Below are 24,788 nucleotides of genomic sequence, written 5' to 3' on the forward strand. Positions count from 1 at the left end.
GGTTAATGTATCTTAACTGACTCAAGCGTTTTAAATAGCTTCAGGCAGGTTCATTTAAAAAAAATTAAAAAGATTTCCAACCTATTTGAAATGTTATGCATCTATACAAGTATAAAGCCTGATTATGGAACGAGAGCTCTTATTGGAATGCCAGCGGAACAACCGCAACGCACAGCGGAAAGTCTACGAAAAGATGGCGGGAAAGCTGTATGCAGTCTGTAAAAGGTACCTGAAAAATGATGAAGATGTCCAGGAGGCCCTGGCGGATACTTTTTATAAAATCTTTACGAAAATCAGTCAGCTGCAGGACCCCGATATTTTTGAAGCATGGGCCAGGAAAATTGCGGTCAATGAATGCTTGCAGAAATTAAGGGCCGCAAAACAGCTGCACATTTCCTTGGAAGAAGATCATGTTATTACTTCTGATTCAGCGGCCGATAACGTTTCCTTTGAAAAAGATATTTTAAGCCTGCTCAGGTTTCTGCCGGAAGGCTGCCGGGCCATCTTCAATCTTTTTGCCATCGAAGGTTATCCGCACAAGGAAATTGCCGCCATGTTGTCCATCAGTGAAGGAACCTCAAAATCCCAGCTGAATGTGGCAAGAAAAAAACTTCAGGAACTTCTGGTTCACCATAACATCTAACTTTCAAAACAATGGAAAATAATCACGATATCGATAAAACGTTCAACGAAGCTTCTAAAAATTCAGAAGAGCCGGCGACTTTTCCCGGGTTTGAGAAAGTCTGGAATGCGGTGGAAGAAAAATTAGATAAAAAACAGGATAAGAAAAAATCAATCCCGACGTGGGTTCCCTATGGTATTGCAGCCTCTTTACTTATAGGATCAGGCATTTTCTACTTCAATGATAAAAAGGAAAACAGAAAAGCTGCACAGCCGGTGATCGTCACGAATACCGCAGATTCCCAGAAAAACACAGACGCCGTTGTGCCTGAACATATCCGGAAACTGGACAGTATGGTAAAAAACAACATGCAGCATGAAGCCTTGTCGGCACCTGCACAGAAGATCGCTTATGAAAATGTACCGAAAAGCTATAAGCCTGCTTTATCCTCTCCCGTATATGAAATGGCGGTTCCGGCTCTTCAGGCAGATGCTGTTCCTGCTTCCGGAAAAAAACCGATGGATACTGCAGCAAGGCAGAACCTGGAAGAAGTAATTGCCATGGGGATTAAAAAAGAAAAAGCTTCTATGGTTAATACCTTGGCTTCATCCGTTAAAAAGAAGGCGTCTGACCTTAATGCCGTGGCAGATACGGCAGAAGCAATATACCCGAATTCTACATTTAATCTGAACGAAAAAGACAATGAGCCGGAAATCCTGGCATATAATAAAGGATATGTAAACCGGAATAAAGCTGTTGCCCCAGGTTCCGGTTTTGGAAATAAAGTAGGAAGTAAAATGGATCTGAGCACCATTGCAAATGCTGCTCCGGGACTCAGTATCAATTCGGTTTCCGGGGCGCAGGGTTCAGGAAATGTGAATATTTCCATACGGGGAAATGCGGTTTCCGGGGCCTATCCTCTGGTTATCATTAATGGCGTACCCACTGATATCGAAGTATTTAAAAAGCTGAATCCTGAAAAAATTCAGTCGGTACAGATTTTTAAAGGTGAAAAGGCCGTCCCGATTTTCGGGGCCCGCGCCTCCAACGGAATTATCGTTGTGGAAACCAAAGATATTTCAAAGAAGGAGAAAAAGAAACTGAAAAAGCTTCTTGACGACCATCTGCTTAAAAATAACCGTTGCTTATAGACTAATACCCATTCACCATACCTTCCCGGAAAAGCAGTCTCCTGAAGAACTGCTTTTCCATTTAATCACAGTAAAAATGAAGAAAATTCATATCGTGTTTCCTTTATTTACAGTTACCTCTTTTTTTGCACAGAACTCCCAGCTGTATTATGCCGGACAGTTTTTAAGGAAAAAATAAACCTCAGAATTTGTAGTCAAAGCAAAAATAGAGATTCCTGCTATGCTTACGCTGCAAAACGCGCTTTTAAAAAATTTGCTGGATAAAAAGCGGAGTCTTATCATAGAATTTTCGACACTTATCTCGTACTGTACTGGGAACACTTTGATTCCGGGGAAACGAAAATAATCAATCTTCACGTGAAAGCAGAATTCGCAGAAACATATTCCGGAAAAAGCAGCAAGGTCTATTTCTACTATACTGCCCGAAACAAAATACCGGAACGAAGGAATCAGGGCTGAAATTAACCCTGAAATGTAAATGTTCATGAAAAATCAGAAATTACTGAAACCTTTTTTAATTTCTGCATCCTTAAATAAACAGGCGCAACTGCAGCAACTGGTTTTATAAGATCATTAAAATAATATATATGAAAAAAATAGGGACAACACTGCTGGCTTTGGCTTTACTGGGAGGCTGTAAAACCAGCACGGCTTCAGATTCATCCAAAGAATCAAAAACATTCAGTATCGAGAAAGACCGGGACCGGGACGGGGTAAAGAATACCCGCGATAAATGCCCTGATGCTGCCGGCCCTGCCGAAAACAAGGGCTGTCCGTGGCCGGATATGGACAGCGACGGAATTCCTGACAAGGACGATCTCTGCAAAGAAGCGGCCGGTCCCATTGAAAACGGCGGATGCCCGTGGCCGGATACGGATGGCGACGGAACCATTGATAAAGACGACGCATGCCCGACAGTCGCCGGTCCTGCTGAAAACAACGGCTGCCCGTGGCCCGATACGGATGGCGACGGTATCCTGGATAAGGATGATGCATGCCCTACCGTTCCCGGACTGCCTGAATACAACGGCTGCCCGAAACCTAAAAAGTATACAGCCTTGGAAGTGGAATCTTCATTTGAAAGTGTAATGGTAACCGGGTCGCAAAGAAAGCAGCAGCGCCTTTCATCAAAACCGGTAAAGCAGGCTAAAGCGGCCACCGATAACAAAGTTTACAGTAAAAAAATAACAACGGTAAAAGGGAAAAAAGGACTCAGGCAGCTCAGCAACACCGACGAAGAATATAACGCGCTGGTAGAAAATCCTTTTGAATCGGCAAAGAATCAGCCGCTGTCTACCTTTTCCATTGATGTAGACAATGCTTCCTACTCCAATATCAGAAGGATGATCAGCTACGGAAATGTTGTGGATAAAGATGCCGTGAGGGTCGAAGAAATGATGAATTATTTTACGTACGATTACCCTCAGCCGGAAAAAAGGCAGCCTTTTTCCATCAATACAGAATACAGCGATGCACCCTGGAATCCCGGGCACCGGCTTCTGAAAATCGGGCTTCAGGGGAAAAATATCGCAATGGATGACCTGCCGCAGTCCAATATTATTTTCCTGATTGATGTTTCGGGTTCTATGGATGAAAGCAATAAACTTCCGCTGCTGAAATCTTCCCTGAAGGTGCTGCTGAACCGGCTGAGGCCGCAGGATAAAGTGGGGATTGTGGTGTATGCCGGAAATGCCGGGATGGTGCTGGCCCCGACCTCCGCGGCAGAAAAAGAGACCATTACCAATGCTTTGGATCATCTGCAGGCAGGCGGAAGTACGGCAGGCGGAGCCGGAATTGAACTGGCTTATAACCTGGCAAAGGAGAATTTCATCGAAGGTGGCAATAACCGTGTGGTCCTGGCAACAGACGGGGATTTCAATGTTGGGGTTTCGTCTGAAAAAGACCTGGAAACGTTAATCGAGGAAAAAAGAAAGACCGGGATTTTCCTTACCTGCCTCGGTTACGGAATAGGCAATTACAAAGACAACCGCCTGGAAACCCTTGCCGATAAAGGGAACGGCAATTATGCGTATATCGATAACCTGCAGGAAGCCAACAAATTTCTGGGAAGGGAGTTTGCGGGAAGCATGTACGCGATTGCAAAAGACGTAAAAATCCAGATTGAATTTAACCCGAAATGGGTGAAGTCTTACCGGTTAATCGGTTATGAAAACAGGAAACTGAGAAATGAAGATTTTACGGATGATAAGATTGACGCCGGGGAGCTGGGAAGCGGGCATACCGTAACGGCTTTGTATGAGGTGGTTCCTTCAGGTGTAAATTCAGGGTTTGCTCCGAAAGAAACCCGATTAAAATATACTCAGGCATCAGGTATCCAAAATTTCGGAGACGAGCTGGCCACCATAAAGTTCCGGTATAAAAAGCCGGATGGTGATACCAGTGCAGAAATGGTAAAAGTAGTAAAAAACACTGCAGAACAGTTGGATCAGGCAAGTCCGGATTACAAATTTGCCGCTTCGGTGGCATGGTTCGGGCTGGTGCTGAGACAGTCTAAATTAATTAAAGAAAAAGATCTCCAGAAAATAGAAGGTCTCGCAAAAGAGGGTAAACACACAGATGAAGAAGGCTATCGTTCTGAATTTATAAGGTTAGTTCAAAGTTATCAGTCAGTTCAGAAGTAGTTTTTAACAGGCATTGGAAACGGTGCCTGTTTTATTTTTAAACAGGGAAAGAATAAAAATCAAAATTAACTTTCAAATATTATTGAAAGTTCAAAAAATATAATTATATTTGTATAAGAAATCAAAAGTTAAATACGATGACACTTTCAGAAGCCAAAGAAAAATACATTCAGACGTGGGGTACATTTGCTACCAATTGGGGCATCAACCGTACGATGGCACAGGTGCATGCCTTGCTTCTGTCCAGTGAAAAGCCGCTTTCCACAGATGAGGTAATGGAGCAGCTGGAAGTTTCCAGAGGGAATGCCAACATGAACCTGAGGGCCCTGATGGATTGGGGAATTGTAAAGAAAGAATTCGTAAAAGGTGACCGGAAAGAATATTTCACGGCTGAGAAGGATGTCTGGTTTCTCTTCAAGCAGATTACCAAAGAACGCAGGAAAAGAGAGATTGAACCTGTCATTTCCTTTCTGGAAGAACTGAAGAACATTGAAGACAGGGATTCTGAAGAAGCAAAGGAATTTATTAAATTGATGGATGAGTTCAGTTCCGTGACCGGGAAAATCAATAACATCATGGATCTGGCCATTAAAAGCGACGATCACTGGCTGGTTGGCAAGATTACCAATTTATTAAAATAAATAAATAGATAATTAAGATAAAAAAGGACTAAGCCCTTTTTTATTTCAGGTAAACTTTCAATAATTACTGAAAATATAATAATTATAAGATGTTTAATATTCTTTCATACCTGCTTTTTCTTTCGGTGAGTTCGTATATCACGGTGGACGTGGGCAGGAGATGCTATCTTGCAGGAAAGTATTATCTGGAATACCTGATTCATGATTCACAGCTCTGCCAGACGATCAACAGAATCCTTTTGGGTTGTTATTACCTGCTCAACCTCGGATATATTGCAGTCAGCCTGACCCGCTGGGAACAGGTAAATTCTATGAGCCAGCTGCTGGCCGTAACGGCCGTACGCATCGGGAATATTGTTCTTATCCTTTGTGTCCTGCATTACATCAATATTTTTACCCTGTATTTTTTAAGAAAAAATTTAACCATAAAATAAAAAAACGATTATGACAGCAGTTATCCTAACCACAGCAACGTACAATTTTTCAGCGTACATGATTTATTTACCGGTAGTTATCATACTTACCGTATTGGTCTGCCAGTTCCTGTTCAGAAATTCCAAAACCTTCATGATGGACATTTTTCACCAGAAAGAAGATATTGCCATGGCCACAAATTCACTGTTTAAGATTGGTTTTTACCTTCTGAACATCGGTTTTGCCCTCTGTATTATTGAACTCTACAGCATTACGACCATGGAAAACCTGGTGGTGAGCCTGAGTGAAAAAATCGGGAAATTTTCAATTTATCTCGGTGTAATGATGCTCCTCAACCTGTTGCTTTTCTTAAAAGGACGCAAACACGCTGTAAACAAAGACAAACAAATCGGAAATGAAAACACTGCTCTTTAAAATCTGGATGTATTTTACTTTTAAAATGCAGAACAAAAGAACCCGCGGGGATTTTTTAAACCTTTAAACTGACAGCCATGAAAAATATCATCATTCACCTGTTTCTGATTTTATATTTCAGAAGTAAAAACCGGAAAGTAACCTTTTAAATTACAGCCATGAAAACATTTGTTAAATATGAATCCAATATTCAGCTGATATTGATTTTATTATTGATCTCAACAATTATTGTAGCTGTAATTTCACGAACAGATTTCTTTGGTGTTGTATGTATTGCTGGATTTTTTCTCATTGCTTTGGTGCAATATACATTCAATATTACTAAATATGTAAGTCCGGAATATGTAAATACAGATGCACGGAAAGTTTATATGTTCCTTTCGACCTATGTTGTTTCGGGCTGCTTAATCTGTATTATATTTATTTTTTTTCCAGACATAGGTCTTAAGCTAGAAAACTTATCTGAACTTTTATGTTTATCATGGATGATCCTTTCACCCTTATTAATTGTTATTTCTTTAATTATAAGTGTCTCCGATTTTAATTTAAAAAAACAAAACCATGAAAATGCTTAAAAACCATACCCTCACCTACGATAACGAATGCCCGATGTGCAATATCTATTCAAATGGCTTTATTAAAGCCGGGATGCTTGATGCCGACGGAAGGGAAGCTTTTACGGAATTGACCCTGGATAATAAAAAGACAATTGATTTCCGCCGGGCAAAAAATGAAATCGCCTTGATTGATCATGAAACAGACAAAGTGATTTACGGTTTGGATAGTTTGCTTTTAATCATCGGGCATTCTTTTCCAATACTGGAAAAAATTGCAAGGGTACAGCCTCTGTACCGGTTCTTTAAAAAGCTGTATTCCTTTGTTTCTTACAACAGGAAGCAGATTGTTCCGGCAGGAAAAGAAGGTACGGAGGAATCCTGTATTCCTGATTTTAATCTGAAATACAGGTTGGTTTACCTTATATTTATAGTACTGTTTTCATCTTATGTCTTAAGTTTGTTTACGGTGAAATCAGGATTGGATTTACATCAGAATTTTCTCAGGGAATTTGCAGTCTGTTTAGGCCAGATAGTTTGGCAGACGGTGTTCTTGAAAACTTATCTGAAAGAAAAAATATGGGATTACCTCGGAAATATGATGACGGTTTCCCTGATCGGGACCCTGCTTTTAATCCCGGCCTTATTTACGGATTTTAAGCCTGTTTTTTACCTGATGTATTTCGGGGCTGTGGTTTCCGTTATGTTTCTGGAACACATAAGAAGATGCAGAATATTAAAACTGAATTTTCTTCCGACTGTTTCATGGACGGTTTTCAGGATGACCGTTCTGGCAATAATTATTTGGATGAATTTTTAACAACAATCAAATATTAATCATAAGATAATTTCAACAATCCATCTACAGACCGTCATCAAAGCCGATATCCAAACGGTTTTTGACCTGGCAAGAGATATTGATCTTCACCAGCAATCCACTTTTAAAACAGATGAAAAAGCGATTGCCGGAAGAACTTCAGGATTAATAGAACAAGGGGAAACCGTAACCTGGAGAGCAAAACACTTGGGCGTTTATCAGACACATACTTCAGAGATCATACAGATGGAAAAGCCATATCAATTTACGGATATCATGATAAAAGGGACCTTCAAATCTCTGAAACACCGGCACATATTCAGGCAGGAAGGGCAGCATACCATCATGACGGATATTTTTGAATTTGAATCTCCGCTGGGCATCATCGGAAAACTGTTTAACAGGTTTTTCCTTAAAAACTACATGACCGGTTTTCTTCTGGAACGTAACAGGCTGATTAAAGCAACTGCAGAGATCCAAGCCGGTAAAGTGCAGGTGTAAACAGCCATTTTCGATTATAACCGAAGACTTGCTGATGCAGTTGACAAAACATCTTTTAATATCAAAACTCAAAAAAATGAATATCATTATCGCCGCCGGAACCGGATTTCTCGGTAAAAACCTGGAACAGTATTTTACGGAAAAAGGGCATCAGGTCCATATCCTGACCCGAAACCCGAAACGTGAAAATGAAACCTACTGGGATGCCAAAACCCTGGGCGCATGGAAAGACCTGCTTGAAAATGCGGATGTCCTGATCAATCTTACGGGAAAATCCGTTGATTGCCGGTATAATGCAGAAAATAAAAAGGAAATCTATTTTTCAAGAATCGACAGCACAAAAGTACTTCAGCAGGCTGTAGATCAGTGTATCAGTAAACCTGAACTGTGGCTGAATGCAAGTTCCGCAACCATCTATATCCATTCCGAAAACCGACTGAATACAGAAGAAAACGGAATCATCGGTGACGATTTTTCCATGAATATCTGCAAAAGCTGGGAAAAAGAATTTTTCAGGGTCAATAATGAAAAGGTAAGAAAAGCAGCTTTGCGGACTTCCATTGTTTTAGGAAATAACGGCGGTGCTTTTCCCAAGCTGAAAATGGTTACGAAGCTGGGGCTGGGCGGAAAGCAGGGGCCGGGGACCCAGAAAGTAAGCTGGATCCATATTGATGATTTCTGCAGAGCGGTAGAATTTATCATTGATAACAAAAATATTTCAGGCAAAGTGAACGTAACTGCGCCGGAACCTTTGTCCAATGTAGATTTCATGAGCAAATTACGAAAAGAAATGAAGATCCCGTTCGGGCTGAATGCTCCGGTATGGCAACTGAAAATCGCATCCGTATTCCTAAAGACGGAAACCGAGCTGCTGCTGAAAAGCAGGAACGTATATCCTGAAAAATTAATCCAAAGCGGTTTTGAATTCATGTTTCCGGATGTGGGATCCGCATTTCAGGATCTGGTTTAAAATAAGTACACCCGAAAAATTCAACTATTTAAAATTAAAAAATTACTGTCTTAAACATACCACATTAAAGGTTTGCCGTTTTATCAAATGATGATTAAATTAGCGCAAACTAAAAATAGATGCCGATCCATCAAAAAACGAAAACCCTGTTTCTCTCATCCTTATTTCTGTCCTCTGCTCTGTTTTCACAGGCGCACAACGTTTCCGAAGGTTACCAAAAGCCGGATGACCCTCTGGTCATGAAGAATCTTGAAGAATGGCAGGACCTGAAATTCGGGCTGTTCATGCATTGGGGAACCTACAGCCAGTGGGGGATCGTGGAAAGCTGGAGCTTGTGTCCGGAAGATGAATCCTGGACGCAGCGCAGGCCTGAACATGGGAAATCGTACAATGACTATGTGGCAAACTACGAAAACCTGCAGACAACGTTCAATCCTACACAGTTTGATCCGCAAAAATGGGCGGACGCAACGAAAAAAGCGGGAATGAAATATGTGGTGTTTACCACAAAACACCACGACGGTTTTGCGATGTTTGACACCCAGGAATCCGATTATAAAATCACATCGCCCAAAACCCCTTTTTCCAAAAATCCTAAAGCAGATGTTACAAAAGAAATCTTCAGTACCTTCAGAAAAGAAGGATTTAAGATCGGTGCCTATTTTTCAAAACCCGACTGGCATTCTGAAGACTACTGGTGGCCGTATTTCCCGCCGAAAGATCGCAATGTTAATTATGATCCGAAAAAATACCCTGAACGATGGGGAAATTTTAAAAAGTTCACCTTTAACCAGCTTAATGAAATCACTTCCCATTACGGAAAAATAGATATCCTTTGGCTGGACGGCGGCTGGGTGCGGCCTTTCCATACCATTGACCCGAATGTGGAATGGCAGAGAACCATCAAGGTGGAGCAGGATATCGATATGAATAAAATCGGGGTGATGGCCCGTAAGAACCAGCCTGGCATTATTGTGGTAGACAGGACCGTTCCCGGAAAATGGGAAAATTATGTAACCCCAGAACAGGCCGTTCCGGAGCATGCGCTTTCTATCCCGTGGGAAAGCTGCATCACCATGGGTGATTCATTTTCATATGTCCCCAATGACCGTTATAAATCTTCCCAGAAAATCATTGAAACCCTAATCAAAATCATTTCAAGAGGCGGGAATTACCTGATGAACATCGCGCCCGGTCCCAACGGTGATTATGATCCGGTAGTGTATGAAAGATTAAAAGAAATTTCAGGATGGATGGAGAAGAACGGTTCTGCGGTTTTTGCCACAAGAAGCCTGGCTCCGTATCATGAAGGGGATTTTTACTATACCCAAAGCAAAGATCAAAAAACGGTCAATGTCTTTCATCTGGATGATAGAGCAGATTACCGTTCTCCTGCAATATTAACATTCACTGTTCCTGAACATTTTGAACCCCGGTCCGTAAAAGTTTTAGGAATTCCGGGTAAAGTTCAATGGAAGAAATCCGGAAAGTCAATTGAAATAAAAATTCCTGAAGAAAGATCCAGTCTAAAATATTCAACCGTAATCCAGCTGACACAATAATGAAATTAAACAGTATATACATCGGGATTTCATTGTTGAGTTCCGTTTTTACCCAAGCCCAGAAACCATTATACAAAGACGCGAAACAGCCTGTGGAAGTAAGGGTTCAGGACCTGCTTCGACGGATGACCCCCGAAGAGAAATTCTGGCAGTGTTTTATGATCCCCGGAGATCTGGATAACGTTCCCAAAGGGCAGTATGCCCACGGAATCTTCGGATTGCAGGTGAGCGCGGGAAACCGGGGAGGCGGTGCGGCCGGGCAGCTCTTGACCTATAATGCCAATGAAGATGCGGAAAGGCTGGCCAAGAAAATCAATACGATCCAGAAATATTTTGTGGAAGAATCCAGGCTGGGCATCCCGATTATCCCTTTTGATGAAGCACTGCACGGGCTGATGCGCGAAGGAGCTACCGCTTTTCCGCAGGCAATCGGTTTATCGGCAACCTTCAATCCTGAACTGATGAAGGAAATTTCAGGGGCGATTGCCAGGGAATCTAAATTAAGAGGGATCCGTCAGATTCTTACGCCGGTTGTCAACCTTGCAAGCGACGTCCGGTGGGGAAGGACAGAGGAAACGTATGGTGAAGACCCTTTTCTGACGTCGGTAATGGGCGTGAGTTTTGTCAGTTCTTTTGAAAAACAGGGCATTATCACCACACCGAAACATTTTTTAGCCAATGTGGGCGAAGGCGGCCGGGATTCTTACCCTATTCACTGGAGCCAAAGGTATCTCGAAGAAACCCATTTAATCCCTTTTAAAAAAGCGTTTAAAGAAGGGAAGAGCAGATCTGTCATGACTTCATATAACCTGCTGGACGGAAGGCCCTCAACGGCAAATCACTGGCTGCTGACCGAAAAACTTAAGAAGAAATGGGATTTCAAAGGATTTGTGATCAGTGATGCCAGTGCGGTAGGCGGTGCCAATGTGCTGCATTTTACGGCAAAGGATTATGACGATGCTTCTGCCCAGGCTATCAATGCGGGACTGGATGTTATTTTCCAGACCGAATACCAGCATTACAAATTATTTATGCCTCCGTTCCTGGACGGCAGGATTTCCAAAGAACGGATGGATGATGCAGCAGCTAGGGTTTTAAGGGCGAAATTTGAATTGGGGTTATTTGAAAATCCTTACGTTTCCGATGCCGATGTTGCAGCATTAAAACAAATCAACCACAAACCGCTGGCCGAAAAAGCGGCAACTGAATCCTTTGTCCTGCTTCAGAACAACAACCGGACACTGCCGGTTCCTGAAAGAGTGAAAAAGATTCTGGTAATCGGTACTGACGCTGCCGACGCAAGATTGGGAGGCTATTCCGGGCCGGGAAACAAAAAAGTAAGTATCCTGGACGGCATCAAAAATTACGTTAAAAATAAAAAAATTGAGATTACCTATGCAAAAGGAATCGACTGGAACCTACAGAAATTTGTTACTGTTCCTGCAGGATTTCTGTCATCAGAAAATCGGAAAGGATTAAAAGGACATTATTTTTCCAATTCTGATTTAAAAGGAAATCCTGTACTTGAAAAACAGGACGGGCAGATCAGTTTCAAATGGACTTTATATTCCCCGGATCCTGAAAAACTGCAGCCGGATAATTACAGTGTACGCTGGACGGGGAAGCTTGAAGCTCCGGATTCCGGGAAATATTCGCTTGGGTTGCGCGGAAATGACGGTTTCAGGCTCTATGTTAACGGAAAAATGATGATTGATAACTGGGAAAAGCTGAGCTATTCTACAAAAACAGCTGATATGGATTTTGTAAAAGGCCGGAAATACGATATCGCGGTTGAGTTCCGTGAAAACAGGGGCGAAGCCAACATAGAACTGATCTGGAACTACGGGCTGCATGATTACCGGAAAGATTTTACGCAGGCCTTACAGCTGGCCGGCCAGGCAGATTATATCATTGTGGCCGCCGGAATCCATGAAGGGGAATTCCAGGACCGCTCTTCGCTGAGCCTTCCCGGAAATCAGGAAGAATTTATTCATGAGGTTTCCAAATTAAATAAGCCGGTAACGGTTGTTCTGGTAGGCGGATCTGCCATAAAAACCACCAACTGGAAAGATAAGGTCGGAGCCATTCTGGAGATCTGGTATCCCGGTGAAGAAGGCGGGAATGCCGTTGCCAAAATGCTGTTCGGAGCAGAAAACCCATCCGGTAAACTGCCGGTTACATTCCCGGTTGAGGAAGGGCAGCTGCCACTTACCTATAACCATCATCCTACCGGAAGGGGAAATGATTATTACGACCTGAGCGGTGAACCTTTGTATCCGTTCGGTTTCGGATTAAGCTATACAACGTTTGAAATCTCGGATCTGCAGCTCAATAAAACAGAGTATACCGGAAATGAAACCATTACTGCAAAAGTAAACGTTAAAAATACAGGTTCAAAAGCAGGGAGCGAAGTGGTGCAGCTGTATGTAAAAGACCTTCTGGCTTCGGTGTCAAGACCGGTTTTGGAACTGAAAGGTTTCAGGAAAGTACATCTGCAGCCGGGCGAAACCAGGCAGGTGATTATTGAAGTCCCGGTGAAAGAACTGCAGTTTCTTGATTCGGAAATGAACTGGGTAATTGAAAAAGGAGCCTACCGGATTATGGTAGGAAATTCATCCAAAAATTTACCGTTGAAGCAGAATATTGAAATTAAATAAGCTTTAAATACAATTTTACCAGCTGAATACAGGAACCGTTCTCTTTTTAGGGAACGGTTTTTGCAACTTCTGAAGCAAAATATTTTTAACATACCATACCATATTATTTAACTTATGAAAAAATATATCCTATCGGCAGCCACGCTGCTTTTTTTCAGCTGTAAGGAAAATAAAAATCAAAACGCCCCGGGAATAGATCAGGTCGTTACCAAGACAGATACCCTGAAATTACCGGCACCCGATGAGAAAAATGCAAAAAACAAGTTCAGCAATGTCATTGGATGGCCTGCCGGAAAAGCTCCGACAGCTCCTGAAGGCTTTACCGTGACCCGTTTTGCGGAAGGTATCAAAAGCCCGAGAAATATGATCCAGGCTGCAAACGGTGATGTTTTCGTGGTGCTTTCAAACTCTGAGCGTACAAAAACGGAAAAAATTAAAAACGATATCAGCGGCAAAAGCGATGCTGAGGTCGGCGGTAAATCTGCCAACCGGATTATCCTTTACCGGGATGCCAACAAAGACGGAATACCGGAATCTTCTTCTGTTTTTCTGGATAATCTGAACCAGCCGTACGGAATGCTGATCATCAAAGATAAATTTTATGTTGCCAATACAGACGGGCTTTGGGTTTACCCCTATCAGGAAGGCGAAACCAAAATCACAAAGCCCGGAAAGAAAATTGTGAGTCTTCCCGCCGGTGGATACAACAACCACTGGACGAGGAATTTGATTGCCAATAAAGACCAGTCGAAAATCTATATCTCCGTAGGATCAGGAAGCAATGTAGGGGAAAACGGAATGGAATACGAGGTAAGACGGGCCAATATTCTGGAAGTAAACCCTGACGGAAGCGGAGAGAAAATCTATGCAGCAGGACTTAGGAATCCTGTCGGGATGAGCTGGAACCCGTCTACAGGAGAACTCTGGACGGTTGTAAATGAAAGAGATGAATTGGGCGACGAATTGGTTCCTGATTATCTGACGAGCGTTAAGCAGAATGCATTTTACGGCTGGCCGTATGCCTATTTCGGAAAAAATGAAGACCCGAGAAGGAAAGGTGAAAAACCGGATCTGGTAGCCAAAACAATAGTTCCGGATGTTCCTCTTGGATCACATACCGCATCCTTAGGCCTGTCTTTCTACACAGGGAACCAGTTTCCGGAAAAATATAAAAACGGGGCGTTCATCGGGCAGCACGGTTCATGGAACCGTTCTTCACTGGTAGGATATCAAGTTGCTTTTGTACCTTTTGCCAACGGAAAAGCATCAGGTTCGTACGAGCCTTTTTTAACCGGGTTTATCGCGAATGAAGCAAAAGGAGACGTCTACGGAAGGCCTGTAGGAGTATTACAGATCGCAGACGGTTCACTGTTGGTAGCCGATGACGTAAGCGGAATTGTCTGGAGAGTAGCTTATACAAAGAAAAAGTAAATCTTAAAATCATTAAATCTTAAAAAAGAGAATGCGTAAGCGTTCTCTTTTTTGCTTCAGGCTCGGGTAAATTAAGACAGAAGTATCAGATGTTCCGGATCGTTATTGACAGTATACACTCTGAACACCGAACAGACTGTTTCAGCACACAGGTTTATTAAAAAAATTAAAGCCAATGAAAGGGTTTCGGACTGCCCTTATTAAATATCATAAATCTTCAGGCAGAAGCCGTTAACAACTTTCCACCTTTATATCCGGCGGCTCCACAAATGCTGGCAGAAAAGCTTTATTCAATCCCTTCACTGAATCATGGTTATCCAATATTTTTTCCTTAAATTCGCATAAAATTTTATACTAATGAACTACGATATTATTGTCATCGGAAGTGGTCCTGGAGGATATGTTACAGCGATCAGAGCAGCACAGCTGGGTTTTAAAACTGCTATTATCGAGAAAGAAAACTTAGGAGGGATCTGCCTGAACTGGGGTTGTATTCCTACCAAAGCTTTGTTGAAGTCTGCTCAGGTATTTCATTACATCAACCATGCTGAAGATTACGGACTGAATAAAGTGGAAGCCGGATTCGAGTTCCCGAATGTCATCCAGAGAAGCCGTGGGGTAGCCAATAAAATGAGCAAGGGAATTGAATTCCTGATGAAAAAAAACAAAATCGATGTAATCCTGGGAACGGCCAAAGTTCAGAAAGGGAAAAAAGTTTCCGTAACCGATAAAGAAGGTAAAGTAACCGAATATTCAGGTACACATATCATTATCGCTACGGGAGCGCGTTCAAGAGAACTGCCGAACCTGCCGCAGGACGGTAAAAAGGTAATAGGATACAGACAGGCACTGTCTTTACCTGAGCAGCCGAAATCTATGATCGTCGTAGGTTCAGGTGCCATTGGGGTAGAGTTTGCCGATTTTTATAACACCATGGGAACAAAAGTAACGGTAGTTGAATTCATGCCGAACATCGTTCCTGTAGAAGACGAAGAAATTTCCAAGCACCTGGAGAAATCCCTGAAGAAAACCGGTATCGAAATCATGACGAATGCTTCTGTTGAAAGCGTTGATACCAGCGGGGAAGGGGTTAAGGCAACTGTAAAAACTGCCAAAGGGAACATCATGCTTGAAGCGGATATCTTATTGTCTGCAGTAGGGATTGCGGCCAATATCGAGAACATCGGCCTTGAAGAAGTGGGCATCCAGACGGATAAAGGAAGAGTGCTGGTAAACGAATGGTATGAAACTTCAGTACCGGGTTACTATGCGATCGGAGATCTGATACCGACTCAGGCTTTGGCACACGTTGCTTCTGCCGAAGGGATTACCTGCGTAGAGAAAATCAAAGGAATGCATGTTGAAAAAATCGATTACGGCAATATACCGGGATGTACATACTGCCACCCTGAAGTAGCTTCTGTAGGCCTTACTGAAAAGCAGGCTAAGGAAAAAGGTTACGAAATCAAAGTAGGGAAGTTCCCTCTTTCTGCCAGCGGAAAAGCAACGGCCAACGGAAATACAGACGGTTTCATCAAAGTTATTTTCGATGCTAAATACGGGGAATGGTTAGGCTGCCATATGATCGGTGACGGTGTTACGGACATGGTGGCGGAAGCGGTAGTCGCAAGAAAACTTGAGACCACAGGCCATGAGATAATCAAATCCATCCACCCGCACCCAACGGTTTCTGAAGCTATTATGGAAGCAGCGGCAGCGGCTTACGGTGAAGTGATCCACATTTAATAAATAAAAATACCATAACCAACTAATAACTCAATAAAGGTATGTTTAAGAAATTAGCGGCAGAAGCATTAGGCTTAGGGGACATCGGTAAGATTATCCCATCCCAGGATTATGATAAGGTAGACTCGGACGATTACATCTTATCCGAAGACAATGAGAAAATTTTCTTCCTGATCAAATCCAAAAGGGACGAGTACTGTTTTACCAACAGGGCTTTGATCCACATCGACGGCGCAAGCGCTCTGGACAGAAAAAGAGTGCTGAAACGATATGAATATTATGAGTTTCCTTTTTCAAACATTGTTTTACAGACGGCGGGAACCATTGACCTTGATGTTGAAATTTCTTTTAATATCGGAAATATCCCTTTAATGATCAGTGTGGCAAAAGGCCAGATCGATCAGCTGAAAGACTTATACAAAGCACTTTTAGCGATTCAGCAGGTGGTGCACCATAATCAGTCTTTACTGGGTTTTTCAAATGACAGTCTGGTGAAAGCCGTAGCAACTGTAGCATCCGGTAAACAGGAAAATGTTTCCAAAAGCCAGGAACTGAAGGCCATCACCGAATATATTTTCGCATGGAATACCAACAGTTTCGACAGGTATACCCAAAAGGATTTTTCCAAAGTCTTTGAAAAGTACATCAATAACTAGAATCTAACTTCTAATTGAATAGTATAGTTATAATTAAAGCTCAGATTTTATCTGGGCTTTTTTTAAATAGTTACTTATGAAAAAACTAATTTTTTTACTGGTCCTCTTTTGCTTTAATTTAATGTTTTCTCAGGGAATGAAGGGCTTTTTTCCGGCTGAATATGTTCTGAAGAATTCAAATGATACAATAAAAGCGCAGGTGAGAAATGTGGGCAGATTTACAAACAAAAAATATTACTTTGCAACAGTTCTGTTTAAAATGAAAATGAAAGATGAAAGTGGACATGAAACCTGGGTAGAACCTGCTGATGTTGAATACATTAAAATAACAGATGAAAATAATATAAAACATGAATATTTTTCTTCTTCAGAACGGCTGCCACAAGAGAAAGGATTAATCGAAATTATGTATGAAGGAAAAAATATAAACTGGTACAAGGATTATTATAATCCAACGCTCCGTATGCAGCTTGAGATTAAAGGATATCTTGTTGATAAAGAAAAAAATATTTTATACTCAGGCTTTTTTAACGATATGAAAGGAAAATTGGGAAAAATAATCAGTGCCTATCCTGATTTAAAAGAAAAGCTGAAATCGGTAAAAACAGATCAGGATTATATTGAAATTTTACGATTATATGATTCCAGACTGGATAAGAAGTAATTTATAAGCCATAGGTATGTTTGTTTTTTTTCGGAATTTTTATTAAAATAATTTTAAAATCAATACAATTGAAAAATTAATCCTGCTTTTTCCTTTCTGTTTTCTTAATTTTATTTCATGAATTCAGAAAAAACCGGGCTTGTTTTATCCGGAGGCGGTACCAAAGGCATTGCCCATGCAGGCGTTTTAAAGTTTCTCAGGGAAAAAGATATTGAGGTAGATATTCTTTCCTGCTGCAGCGCAGGTTCTATTGTAGGCTGCCTCCATGCTGTGGGGAAAACGCCGGAAGAAATCCTGGAATTTTTTAATTCCATTTATTTTTTCAACTGGAAACATTTTGCTTTCAATAAGCCTGGACTGGTTTCATCCGTTATTTTCAGGAATTACCTCCATCCCGTTTTCGGGGATATGAAACTGGGAGATCTGGACATGGAAGTACGGATTGTGGCCACGGAACTGGTCACCGGGACCGAAAAAATATTTGACCCGGATTTCAAAGTAGTAGATGCCGTTATTGCTTCGTGTTCCATTCCCGGAATTACCACACCCTATATCATCAACGGTGAGATGTACTGTGACGGCGGCGTCCTGAATAACTTTCCTGCCGATATCATCAGGGAAGATTGTAACAGGATGATCGGTGTTTTTGTATCTCCGCCCCACAATATTAAGATTGATGACCTGAAATCCATTAAAGCCATTGTCTCCCGTTCCTATGACCTGCTTTCCTACCGGGTGGAGAAAATTAAGTTCAACTATTGCGACTGGTTTATTTCATCCCAGGAACTGTCGAGCTACGGAACTTTTGAAAGAAGAAAAGACCGGTTGGAAAAAATCTATAATATCGGATACCAGGCTGCCCGGGAAAGCTTTAACGGAAGCTGTTTTCAGGGAGCACAGAAATCTGCACCGCAAAAAACAGTCTGAATTGATCTAAATTGATCTGATCTGATGGTCTCTACATTTATATTAGACAAAACAGCTAAAAAAACTCCCACCGCAAAGTGAGAGTTCTGATTTTGATTAATATTTTACCACATATCCATCTTGGTTGACAATATTTTTCCCATTCTGATCATCTACATTCAGTGTGTATGGTGCTTTTTTTGCCGAATCGGTTAGATAGTTTCTCCAGATCTGATAGGTATAGCCGTTATTGCTGAATTCAAAATAATAATTTCCGCCGGTACCGTCCGGAATCATTTCCCCGTCGCTGATGATCATGTTCGGTTTTGAAGTAACTTTCCCGTTAGCCGCCCAGGATTGGTAAAGATACTTCCCATTAGGCTGGCGGTCTATTTTAATCTTAAATTTTTTCGTTTTGATAATAACGGATTTCGGTACCTGCTGGTAAAGTGCGGTACTGCTACTGCCGCCCGTCGCACCGTGAGGCAGGTTGCCATTATGGTTATGGGCATAAACCAAAGAAAACTGAGCGATACAGAGTGCCCCGAATAAAATCTTTTTAATCATGTTGATCATTGCTTTTTGTTGATGCTTACAACCATCAAATTTAAAGCCATTAAAGATGGGCTGCAGCAGTTTCGGTCTGTGTATAGTGGGCAAAAGCTTCTTCCAAGCTCCCGAATTTGCCTTTAAATTCATCCACGGCACAGTCCTGGAGAATATTCCCTTTATGGATCAGGATTACGCGTGAACAGAGTGCTTCCACTTCCTGCATAATGTGGGTGGAAAGCAGTACGGTTTTCTGCTGTCCTATTTCCTTAACCACGTTCCGGATTTCGATGATCTGGTTAGGGTCAAGGCCGTTGGTCGGTTCATCCAGGATCAGTAAATCCGGCTGGTGGATAATGGCCTGGGCAAGGCCTATCCTTTGCTTGTACCCTTTGGAAAGCTGTCCGATCTTTTTTCTTTTTTCAGGTGTAATGCCTACAAGCTCAATTACTTCATCCACCCGGGATTCCGGGATTTTATGGATATTCGCTACAAACTGCAGGTATTCTTTGACATACATTTCCAGGTACAGCGGATTGTTTTCTGGCAGGAAACCGATCTTTTTCTTCGTTTCGATTTCATGTTCCGTGATATTTTTCCCGTTAAAGATGATTTCGCCTTCATCAATTTTCAATGCACCGACAATAGATTTCATAAGGGTTGACTTTCCCGCGCCGTTCGGGCCCAGAAGGCCGATGATCTCATTGTTGTCAATAGAAATGCTGATCTTGTTAAGGGCGGTCTGTTCACCGAATTTCTTGGTTAATTGATTTATCTGAAGAGACATAATGTACAATGGCTTTTTGCAAAAATAAAAATAAAAAAGCTCATTCCGGGGAATGAGCTGTATTAATATGGTGAAAATAGCAATTATTTTCTGGGCTTTCTGTTTTTACTGCCCGTTGTGTTGCTTTTGCTGCTGTTATTGCTGTTGAGCGATGCCGCACTTGAAGCTGAAGCTGTGTTTACAGGGTTAACAGGAACCATTCCGGCGGCTTTGTCATAGAGAGATGATTTTCCGCTTAGCTTTCCGAAGATCTTATCGATCTGTTTTTTGTTCAGCACCTGGGATTTCCCTACATATTTCCTGTTCTTATTGATGTACTGGATGAACTGAACCGTAGGCTGTCCGAAGTTTTTATCAAAGTGGAGCTCTACGATGTCATTGGGAAGCTCCAGGACGATATTTCCCTCGGGTGTATCGATAAACCCGTTGGTGATTATTTCATACAGGCCTGATACATCCCTGTTCAGGTTCTGAAATGAAAAGGAACGGAAAGTATTCAGATTGGCCGTATTTAAATCCTGGTAATTGATGGTAAATTTATCTTCTTTCTTATATAAACCTACAGAATTGTCTTTACCGATTTCTACCAGTGTAACGTTTTTCAGCACTTTAATCTGTGAGAAAGCCGAAATTCCGAATAAACATGTGAAGAGTAGAATTATTTTTCTCATAAGGTGGTTTTAATGTTTTATGTCTGATGATCTAATTAACAAAATAAAAATATAAAAAACAATTTTTTATTACTTAAGCAAAAGTAATAATTTTTTTTGTTTACAGATTATTAAAATCAAATATCTCTAATTTTATTCATCATTATTTGAATTATATTAATACTCTGATAATCAGTTTTATATGCTGATTATAATTTGCGTATGCTTTGTAAATTCATTTAAAATGATACCACGTATTTTCACTAATCAGTTAAGAATCAAGAGTTAATATTTATTTTAACATTGAAAAAAACTAATGTGTAATGAATATTAATTTTATGTAAAAAAATTAATTCATATTCAAATGATGGATCCGTTCCCCGAATCAACAGCAGGCAGTAAAAAGGTTCTTATGGTATGCTGAATGAATATTCCCCTGAAAAACGGATCAGGGGAATAATAAATCTGAATCTTAATGCTGGATAATCTTTAGAACCCGTCTGAATTTATTTTATAAAATAATTGCCTCAGATTCTGGTAATAACATAGGTTTTTATGAACAACGGTCTAGGTCTTCATTTAACCATCAGGTGAAAATCCCTCCTGCCTGGCCTACGATAAAAGGGATCGCAGCCGGTGTGATCTTAAGCAGCCTGCGTATTTACATCGCATCGGCACCCAGCGCTGCTGAATCTAAGAATCAGCGGGACAAACCAGAATAAGTTTTAAAAATTTTATTATGTTTCAGTGCTGGAATTTAAAACAGGATCTTAGATCCCTTCCAGAAGATCTACCGTCGAACCGTCCAGCTTTTCCTGGAATTCCCGGATTGCTGCAAGGCTTTCGTGATGAATCTCCCTTTCCAGGGTTTCAGGATTATGTATGTCCCAAACCCCACTGTGATGCCAGTTGAGCGGGAAATCCCAGTCCGGGCGGTCAATAATCGGATAGATGCAGCATCCCAGCAGCGGAATACCGCTTTTTAGAATAGACATGCATTCTTCGCTGATCATCTTCAGCCATGCGTACCTGTTTTCTCCTGCCATGCTGGTTTCCGAAATCACAACAGGCCTTCCGTACCTGGTGAATACTTCGTCTACAAGCGTATGAAGGCTTTTCCAGAAAGGGCTTGCCGGCATTTCATTCCAGGGGATATACCGGTGGTCGGTAACCGTCCACTGATTATCAAAATAGAAGTTGACGCCGATGATATCAAGGTATTCAGGTTTTCCCCTGAGTTCAGGGCACATCTTCCCGCTGAGGATATCCAGTACCTGAAACTGCTCCTGATGTTTTTCATGGGCATGCAGAACAAGCGCAGCATCTGAAAGATCAGGGGAGACGATGTGGATCAGGGGTTCTGTGCTCATGATCCGTACTTCGGGATCAATCTCTTTCATCATTTCAATCCCTTCGATATAAGCTTTCATCAGCATATATTTCACTTCCCATCCCTGATGTATGCAATAAGGGCTTGTTCCTCTTACATCGCCGCCCAGCCATGATAAAAAGCTGACTTCATTAATGGGCGTAACCACCAGTTCGCCATCAGGGCAGAGGCTTCTGTATTTCTGCACGAAGGCCCTGCACAGATGTGAGAACCTTCGGGCAAACATGGGATGTAAAGGCGTAAGGTCGTCCGGAAACCCGAAATGACAGATGTCCCAGATAACCTCAATGCCATTTCTTTGTGCACAGGTGATCATCTCTTCCACCTGGCTCCAGTCATACTGAAAAGGGGTTTTTTCCACCTGGCTCCAGCGGATGCCTTCGCGTACCGTACTGATGCCGATATCGCGGAGCCCTTTATAATCTTCGTCAATAAAACGGTCATGGCCTGTCAGGTCAGTAAGGTCAACGCGCTCCCCGAATGCATTCTGGTGGTCGGCACATTCAAATCCGGCCATGATGAATGACCGGAAATTTTTTTCAGGATTCCTGTACTTAGTATTGGGTTCCGTCATCTTCTTTTGTCATCTTTTTGAATAAAGCCAGCGACTGCGCAACTACCTGGTCCATATTATAATATTTATACGTCCCTAGGCGGCCGGTGAAGTAAACATCGGGAGTTTCTTCCGCCAGCTTTTTATACTGGTTATACACATCCTGGTTTTCTTTCCGCGGAATCGGGTAGTAAGGATCGCCTTCAGCCTTCGGATATTCATAGACAATAGCTGTTTTATGATGAACCTGTCCTGTAAGGTGCTTAAATTCGGTAATTCTCGTATACAGGTTGGAGGTAGGATAATTAACGGTTCCGGTCTGCTGGTAATTTTCAGTATCCAGCGTTTCAAAATGAAAATCGATTGAACGGTAAGGCAGCTTTCCGTACCGGTAATCGAAATACGTATCGATAGGGCCTGTGTAAATGAGCTTTTTATGCGGAATAATATCAACAATATCCCTGTAATTGGTATTCAGCATGATATGGATGTTTTCATGTGAAAGCATCTTTTTGAACATATCGGTATAACCGTTTTTCGGCATCGCCTGAAAGGTATCCGTAAAATACCGGTCATCTTTATTGGTCCTGGTAGGAACCCTTGCCGTAACCGAAGCATCCAGTTCAGAAGGATCAAGGTCCCACTGTTTTTTGGTATAGCCGCGAAAGAATTTTTCATACAGCTCTTTTCCTACCGCATTCAGCACTACGTCTTCAGAAGTAAGCACAGGCTTCCGCTGTTCGGCTTTCGATGCCAGAAAGCCCACAACCTCATCAGAGGTCAGGTTTTTTCCGTATAATGTATTGATGGTGGTCAGGTTAATGGGAATCGGTACCAGCTGCCCGTCTACGCTGCCCAGTACGCGGTGCTCATAAGGGCGCCAGTCTGTAAAACGGTTAAGATAGGAAAATACTTCTTCAGAATTGGTGTGGAAAATATGCGGGCCGTATTTATGGATCAGGATTCCCTCGTTGTTATAATAGTCATAAGCATTTCCGGCAATATGGTCACGCTTGTCTACAATTAATACTTTTTTTCCGGCGTTCGCCAGTCGTTCTGCCAGGACTGATCCGGCAAAGCCGCAGCCGACAATCAGGAAATCATACATAAATACCGTTGCTTTTTTTTACGTTGTTAATTAATAGATTCATTTTCTCAAAAGTGTTGTCCCAGGAATCATCGGCCAGAAATTCATCGACTTTCATCAGCCATTCCTTTTTAGATTTTTTGGCAAGTTCCTCCTCACCGTACATGATAAAGCTGTCTGCATCACTGGCAATGTACACCAGGTTTTCTTCACCGTAAGGCTTCACCACATCTTTTATCGGCGTGGAAATAACCGGAAGGCCTGCAGCAAGGTACTCGGGAGTCTTGGTAGGGCTGATGAACTCAGTGGATTCATTCAGGGCAAACAGGACAAGCGCAATATCCCAGTGGCTGATGTAATAAGGGAGTTCTTCATATTTCTTCGGGCCCAGGTAATGGATGTTTTCTGCTCTCGGAAGGTCATCCGGATTAATTTTTACCACAGGGCCTATGATTACAAAATGCCAGTCGGGTTTCCTTTCCGAAACTTCCCTTAACATTTCGATATCAAAACGTTCATCGATAACGCCGTAGAACCCAAACCTCGGGTGTGGGATCTCTTTCTGATCCGCAGGCTCATTCTGATTATGCCGTGCTGCCTGAAAATGTTCCTTGTCAATACTGCTGGGAAAAGGATGGATGTTGTGATGGCGGTCTTTCTTAGCCTGATACAACGTATGCCCGCCTGTAAAGACCACATCTGCTCTTTTGAAGAGTTCATTTTCCAGCGGCAGCAGCTGAGGCGGCGCAAAACGGAAAGCTGAAAGCTCGTCCATAGAATCATAAAGGGTTACCTGGGGTACAAGATGAGCCGTATATTCCAGTGCCATCGGGGTATAGTACCAGCAGACAAATTCCTTGATGTTCCGTTCTGCAATAAATCGGTCGACCAGTTTTTTCAATCTTTCATTGCGGTCGGCATCCCGGTCATCAATAAACAGGGAAACAATTGAAATACCGTCCTGTTGGACGATTTCATAGGCATCTGATCCGTAACGCGGTTCTTCAAAATAATAGACATGGTACTGTCTGGCAAAACGACTGAGCAAATGTTGCGGTCGCTGATACACGAAATTCCAGTGTAAATGGCTGAAACATAAAATATTCTGCATATAATAAGTGGTATTATTGCAGTTCAGAACGGTTAGAAATTCCCGGCCTGCTTTGCACAGGAATTGTGAAAGGATGCCGCGAATATGGTGGTGTAATCTGAACTGTTTTGTAAAACTATTATATAAAAAGCAGTTATTTTATGCACAAGATCATAAAATATATTTAAATTATTGGTTATATACAGCTGTTCTTTCTAAATATGTAAAAATTTGCAGATTAAACTCAGAAACTGATATTATTCTGCGGGCTTTTTAACAGACTGACAGATCAGATTCCGAAAGTGATAAGTAA

At 41.9% G+C, this 24,788-nt stretch carries 23 protein-coding genes; 17 read left to right on the top strand and 6 right to left on the bottom strand.

The features are described 5' to 3' along the window. Positions 1–124: 124 nt before the first annotated feature. The 17 genes from SD427_RS06915 (at position 125) to SD427_RS06995 (ending at position 18,390) form a co-directional block, all read left to right on the top strand. Entirely contained in the window at positions 125–643 is a 519-nt protein-coding gene (locus SD427_RS06915; protein WP_320560541.1) for a sigma-70 family RNA polymerase sigma factor, read from the top strand. Between the two features lie 11 nt (positions 644–654). Continuing rightward, positions 655–1,773: a TonB-dependent receptor plug domain-containing protein gene (locus SD427_RS06920; protein WP_320560542.1), complete on the top strand. Its 1,119-nt coding sequence runs from the start codon at positions 655–657 to the stop codon at positions 1,771–1,773. Between the two features lie 587 nt (positions 1,774–2,360). Further along, a complete protein-coding gene (locus tag SD427_RS06925) occupies positions 2,361–4,415 on the top strand; it encodes a VWA domain-containing protein (RefSeq protein ID WP_320560543.1) in 2,055 nt (684 codons plus the stop codon). 137 nt (positions 4,416–4,552) lie between these two features. Then, positions 4,553–5,056, top strand: a complete 504-nt coding sequence (locus tag SD427_RS06930) for a GbsR/MarR family transcriptional regulator (protein WP_320560544.1) — start codon at positions 4,553–4,555, stop codon at positions 5,054–5,056. A gap of 89 nt (positions 5,057–5,145) precedes the next feature. Continuing rightward, positions 5,146–5,490, top strand: coding sequence for a hypothetical protein (locus SD427_RS06935; protein ID WP_320560545.1), 345 nt, complete (start codon positions 5,146–5,148; stop codon positions 5,488–5,490). 10 nt (positions 5,491–5,500) lie between these two features. Further along, the gene (locus SD427_RS06940) at positions 5,501–5,905 is read left to right on the top strand and encodes a hypothetical protein (RefSeq protein WP_320560546.1); all 405 of its coding nucleotides are present in this window, start codon (positions 5,501–5,503) and stop codon (positions 5,903–5,905) included. Positions 5,906–6,063: 158 nt separating this feature from the next. Continuing rightward, positions 6,064–6,480 carry a hypothetical protein gene (locus tag SD427_RS06945; RefSeq protein ID WP_320560547.1) on the top strand — a complete coding sequence of 139 codons (417 nt, stop codon included), beginning with the start codon at positions 6,064–6,066 and terminating at the stop codon, positions 6,478–6,480. Beyond that, the gene (locus tag SD427_RS06950; protein ID WP_320560548.1) at positions 6,467–7,279 is read left to right on the top strand and encodes a hypothetical protein; all 813 of its coding nucleotides are present in this window, start codon (positions 6,467–6,469) and stop codon (positions 7,277–7,279) included. Before SD427_RS06945 ends, SD427_RS06950 begins: the two co-directional genes overlap by 14 nt. A gap of 243 nt (positions 7,280–7,522) precedes the next feature. Next, positions 7,523–7,777: a hypothetical protein gene (locus SD427_RS06955; RefSeq protein WP_320560549.1), complete on the top strand. Its 255-nt coding sequence runs from the start codon at positions 7,523–7,525 to the stop codon at positions 7,775–7,777. A gap of 76 nt (positions 7,778–7,853) precedes the next feature. Continuing rightward, on the top strand, positions 7,854–8,747 hold the full coding sequence (locus SD427_RS06960) for a TIGR01777 family oxidoreductase (RefSeq protein ID WP_320560550.1): 894 nt from the start codon (positions 7,854–7,856) through the stop codon (positions 8,745–8,747). Between the two features lie 119 nt (positions 8,748–8,866). After that, on the top strand, positions 8,867–10,309 hold the full coding sequence (locus SD427_RS06965; protein ID WP_320560551.1) for an alpha-L-fucosidase: 1,443 nt from the start codon (positions 8,867–8,869) through the stop codon (positions 10,307–10,309). Continuing rightward, positions 10,309–12,966 (top strand): glycoside hydrolase family 3 N-terminal domain-containing protein, encoded by a 2,658-nt coding sequence (locus tag SD427_RS06970; RefSeq protein ID WP_320560552.1) that lies wholly within the window; start codon positions 10,309–10,311, stop codon positions 12,964–12,966. Before SD427_RS06965 ends, SD427_RS06970 begins: the two co-directional genes overlap by 1 nt. Positions 12,967–13,080: 114 nt before the next feature. Continuing rightward, positions 13,081–14,397 (top strand): sorbosone dehydrogenase family protein, encoded by a 1,317-nt coding sequence (locus SD427_RS06975; protein ID WP_320560553.1) that lies wholly within the window; start codon positions 13,081–13,083, stop codon positions 14,395–14,397. Between the two features lie 357 nt (positions 14,398–14,754). After that, positions 14,755–16,143 carry a dihydrolipoyl dehydrogenase gene (lpdA, locus tag SD427_RS06980; RefSeq protein WP_320560554.1) on the top strand — a complete coding sequence of 463 codons (1,389 nt, stop codon included), beginning with the start codon at positions 14,755–14,757 and terminating at the stop codon, positions 16,141–16,143. 41 nt (positions 16,144–16,184) lie between these two features. Then, positions 16,185–16,799 carry a PH domain-containing protein gene (locus SD427_RS06985; protein WP_320560555.1) on the top strand — a complete coding sequence of 205 codons (615 nt, stop codon included), beginning with the start codon at positions 16,185–16,187 and terminating at the stop codon, positions 16,797–16,799. 76 nt (positions 16,800–16,875) lie between these two features. Beyond that, positions 16,876–17,463 (top strand): hypothetical protein, encoded by a 588-nt coding sequence (locus tag SD427_RS06990; protein WP_320560556.1) that lies wholly within the window; start codon positions 16,876–16,878, stop codon positions 17,461–17,463. A 117-nt stretch (positions 17,464–17,580) separates the two neighbouring features. Next, positions 17,581–18,390: a patatin-like phospholipase family protein gene (locus tag SD427_RS06995; RefSeq protein WP_320560557.1), complete on the top strand. Its 810-nt coding sequence runs from the start codon at positions 17,581–17,583 to the stop codon at positions 18,388–18,390. A 96-nt stretch (positions 18,391–18,486) separates the two neighbouring features. Here the strand turns inward: SD427_RS06995 and SD427_RS07000 are convergent, their stop codons facing one another. From SD427_RS07000 to SD427_RS07025, 6 genes are all read right to left on the bottom strand, one after another. Next, positions 18,487–18,936, bottom strand: a complete 450-nt coding sequence (locus SD427_RS07000; protein WP_320560558.1) for a hypothetical protein — start codon at positions 18,934–18,936, stop codon at positions 18,487–18,489. Between the two features lie 49 nt (positions 18,937–18,985). Continuing rightward, positions 18,986–19,705, bottom strand: a complete 720-nt coding sequence (locus SD427_RS07005; RefSeq protein WP_320560559.1) for an ABC transporter ATP-binding protein — start codon at positions 19,703–19,705, stop codon at positions 18,986–18,988. A gap of 83 nt (positions 19,706–19,788) precedes the next feature. Continuing rightward, entirely contained in the window at positions 19,789–20,376 is a 588-nt protein-coding gene (locus tag SD427_RS07010) for a hypothetical protein (protein ID WP_320560560.1), read from the bottom strand. Between the two features lie 749 nt (positions 20,377–21,125). Next, entirely contained in the window at positions 21,126–22,319 is a 1,194-nt protein-coding gene (locus SD427_RS07015) for a hypothetical protein (RefSeq protein WP_320560561.1), read from the bottom strand. Further along, the gene (gene glf / locus SD427_RS07020) at positions 22,300–23,406 is read right to left on the bottom strand and encodes a UDP-galactopyranose mutase (RefSeq protein WP_320560562.1); all 1,107 of its coding nucleotides are present in this window, start codon (positions 23,404–23,406) and stop codon (positions 22,300–22,302) included. Before glf ends, SD427_RS07015 begins: the two co-directional genes overlap by 20 nt. Beyond that, a complete protein-coding gene (locus SD427_RS07025) occupies positions 23,399–24,496 on the bottom strand; it encodes a glycosyltransferase family 1 protein (RefSeq protein WP_320560563.1) in 1,098 nt (365 codons plus the stop codon). The genes glf and SD427_RS07025 overlap by 8 nt, the downstream gene beginning before the upstream one ends. Between the last annotated feature and the right edge of the window lie 292 nt (positions 24,497–24,788).

Origin of the sequence: Chryseobacterium sp. JJR-5R, assembly GCF_034047335.1 — a bacterium.
GTDB lineage: Bacteria > Bacteroidota > Bacteroidia > Flavobacteriales > Weeksellaceae > Chryseobacterium.

What these genes read in the sequence shown, in the direction of transcription:
- SD427_RS06915 (WP_320560541.1), top strand. Translation starts at nt 125, where the DNA reads ATGGAACGAGAGCTCTTATTGGAATGCCAGCGGAACAACCGCAACGCA.
- SD427_RS06920 (WP_320560542.1), top strand. Translation starts at nt 655, where the DNA reads ATGGAAAATAATCACGATATCGATAAAACGTTCAACGAAGCTTCTAAA.
- SD427_RS06925 (WP_320560543.1), top strand. Translation starts at nt 2,361, where the DNA reads ATGAAAAAAATAGGGACAACACTGCTGGCTTTGGCTTTACTGGGAGGC.
- SD427_RS06930 (WP_320560544.1), top strand. Translation starts at nt 4,553, where the DNA reads ATGACACTTTCAGAAGCCAAAGAAAAATACATTCAGACGTGGGGTACA.
- SD427_RS06935 (WP_320560545.1), top strand. Translation starts at nt 5,146, where the DNA reads ATGTTTAATATTCTTTCATACCTGCTTTTTCTTTCGGTGAGTTCGTAT.
- SD427_RS06940 (WP_320560546.1), top strand. Translation starts at nt 5,501, where the DNA reads ATGACAGCAGTTATCCTAACCACAGCAACGTACAATTTTTCAGCGTAC.
- SD427_RS06945 (WP_320560547.1), top strand. Translation starts at nt 6,064, where the DNA reads ATGAAAACATTTGTTAAATATGAATCCAATATTCAGCTGATATTGATT.
- SD427_RS06950 (WP_320560548.1), top strand. Translation starts at nt 6,467, where the DNA reads ATGAAAATGCTTAAAAACCATACCCTCACCTACGATAACGAATGCCCG.
- SD427_RS06955 (WP_320560549.1), top strand. Translation starts at nt 7,523, where the DNA reads ATGGAAAAGCCATATCAATTTACGGATATCATGATAAAAGGGACCTTC.
- SD427_RS06960 (WP_320560550.1), top strand. Translation starts at nt 7,854, where the DNA reads ATGAATATCATTATCGCCGCCGGAACCGGATTTCTCGGTAAAAACCTG.
- SD427_RS06965 (WP_320560551.1), top strand. Translation starts at nt 8,867, where the DNA reads ATGCCGATCCATCAAAAAACGAAAACCCTGTTTCTCTCATCCTTATTT.
- SD427_RS06970 (WP_320560552.1), top strand. Translation starts at nt 10,309, where the DNA reads ATGAAATTAAACAGTATATACATCGGGATTTCATTGTTGAGTTCCGTT.
- SD427_RS06975 (WP_320560553.1), top strand. Translation starts at nt 13,081, where the DNA reads ATGAAAAAATATATCCTATCGGCAGCCACGCTGCTTTTTTTCAGCTGT.
- lpdA (WP_320560554.1), top strand. Translation starts at nt 14,755, where the DNA reads ATGAACTACGATATTATTGTCATCGGAAGTGGTCCTGGAGGATATGTT.
- SD427_RS06985 (WP_320560555.1), top strand. Translation starts at nt 16,185, where the DNA reads ATGTTTAAGAAATTAGCGGCAGAAGCATTAGGCTTAGGGGACATCGGT.
- SD427_RS06990 (WP_320560556.1), top strand. Translation starts at nt 16,876, where the DNA reads ATGAAAAAACTAATTTTTTTACTGGTCCTCTTTTGCTTTAATTTAATG.
- SD427_RS06995 (WP_320560557.1), top strand. Translation starts at nt 17,581, where the DNA reads ATGAATTCAGAAAAAACCGGGCTTGTTTTATCCGGAGGCGGTACCAAA.
- SD427_RS07000 (WP_320560558.1), bottom strand. Translation starts at nt 18,936, where the DNA reads ATGATTAAAAAGATTTTATTCGGGGCACTCTGTATCGCTCAGTTTTCT.
- SD427_RS07005 (WP_320560559.1), bottom strand. Translation starts at nt 19,705, where the DNA reads ATGTCTCTTCAGATAAATCAATTAACCAAGAAATTCGGTGAACAGACC.
- SD427_RS07010 (WP_320560560.1), bottom strand. Translation starts at nt 20,376, where the DNA reads ATGAGAAAAATAATTCTACTCTTCACATGTTTATTCGGAATTTCGGCT.
- SD427_RS07015 (WP_320560561.1), bottom strand. Translation starts at nt 22,319, where the DNA reads ATGACGGAACCCAATACTAAGTACAGGAATCCTGAAAAAAATTTCCGG.
- glf (WP_320560562.1), bottom strand. Translation starts at nt 23,406, where the DNA reads ATGTATGATTTCCTGATTGTCGGCTGCGGCTTTGCCGGATCAGTCCTG.
- SD427_RS07025 (WP_320560563.1), bottom strand. Translation starts at nt 24,496, where the DNA reads ATGCAGAATATTTTATGTTTCAGCCATTTACACTGGAATTTCGTGTAT.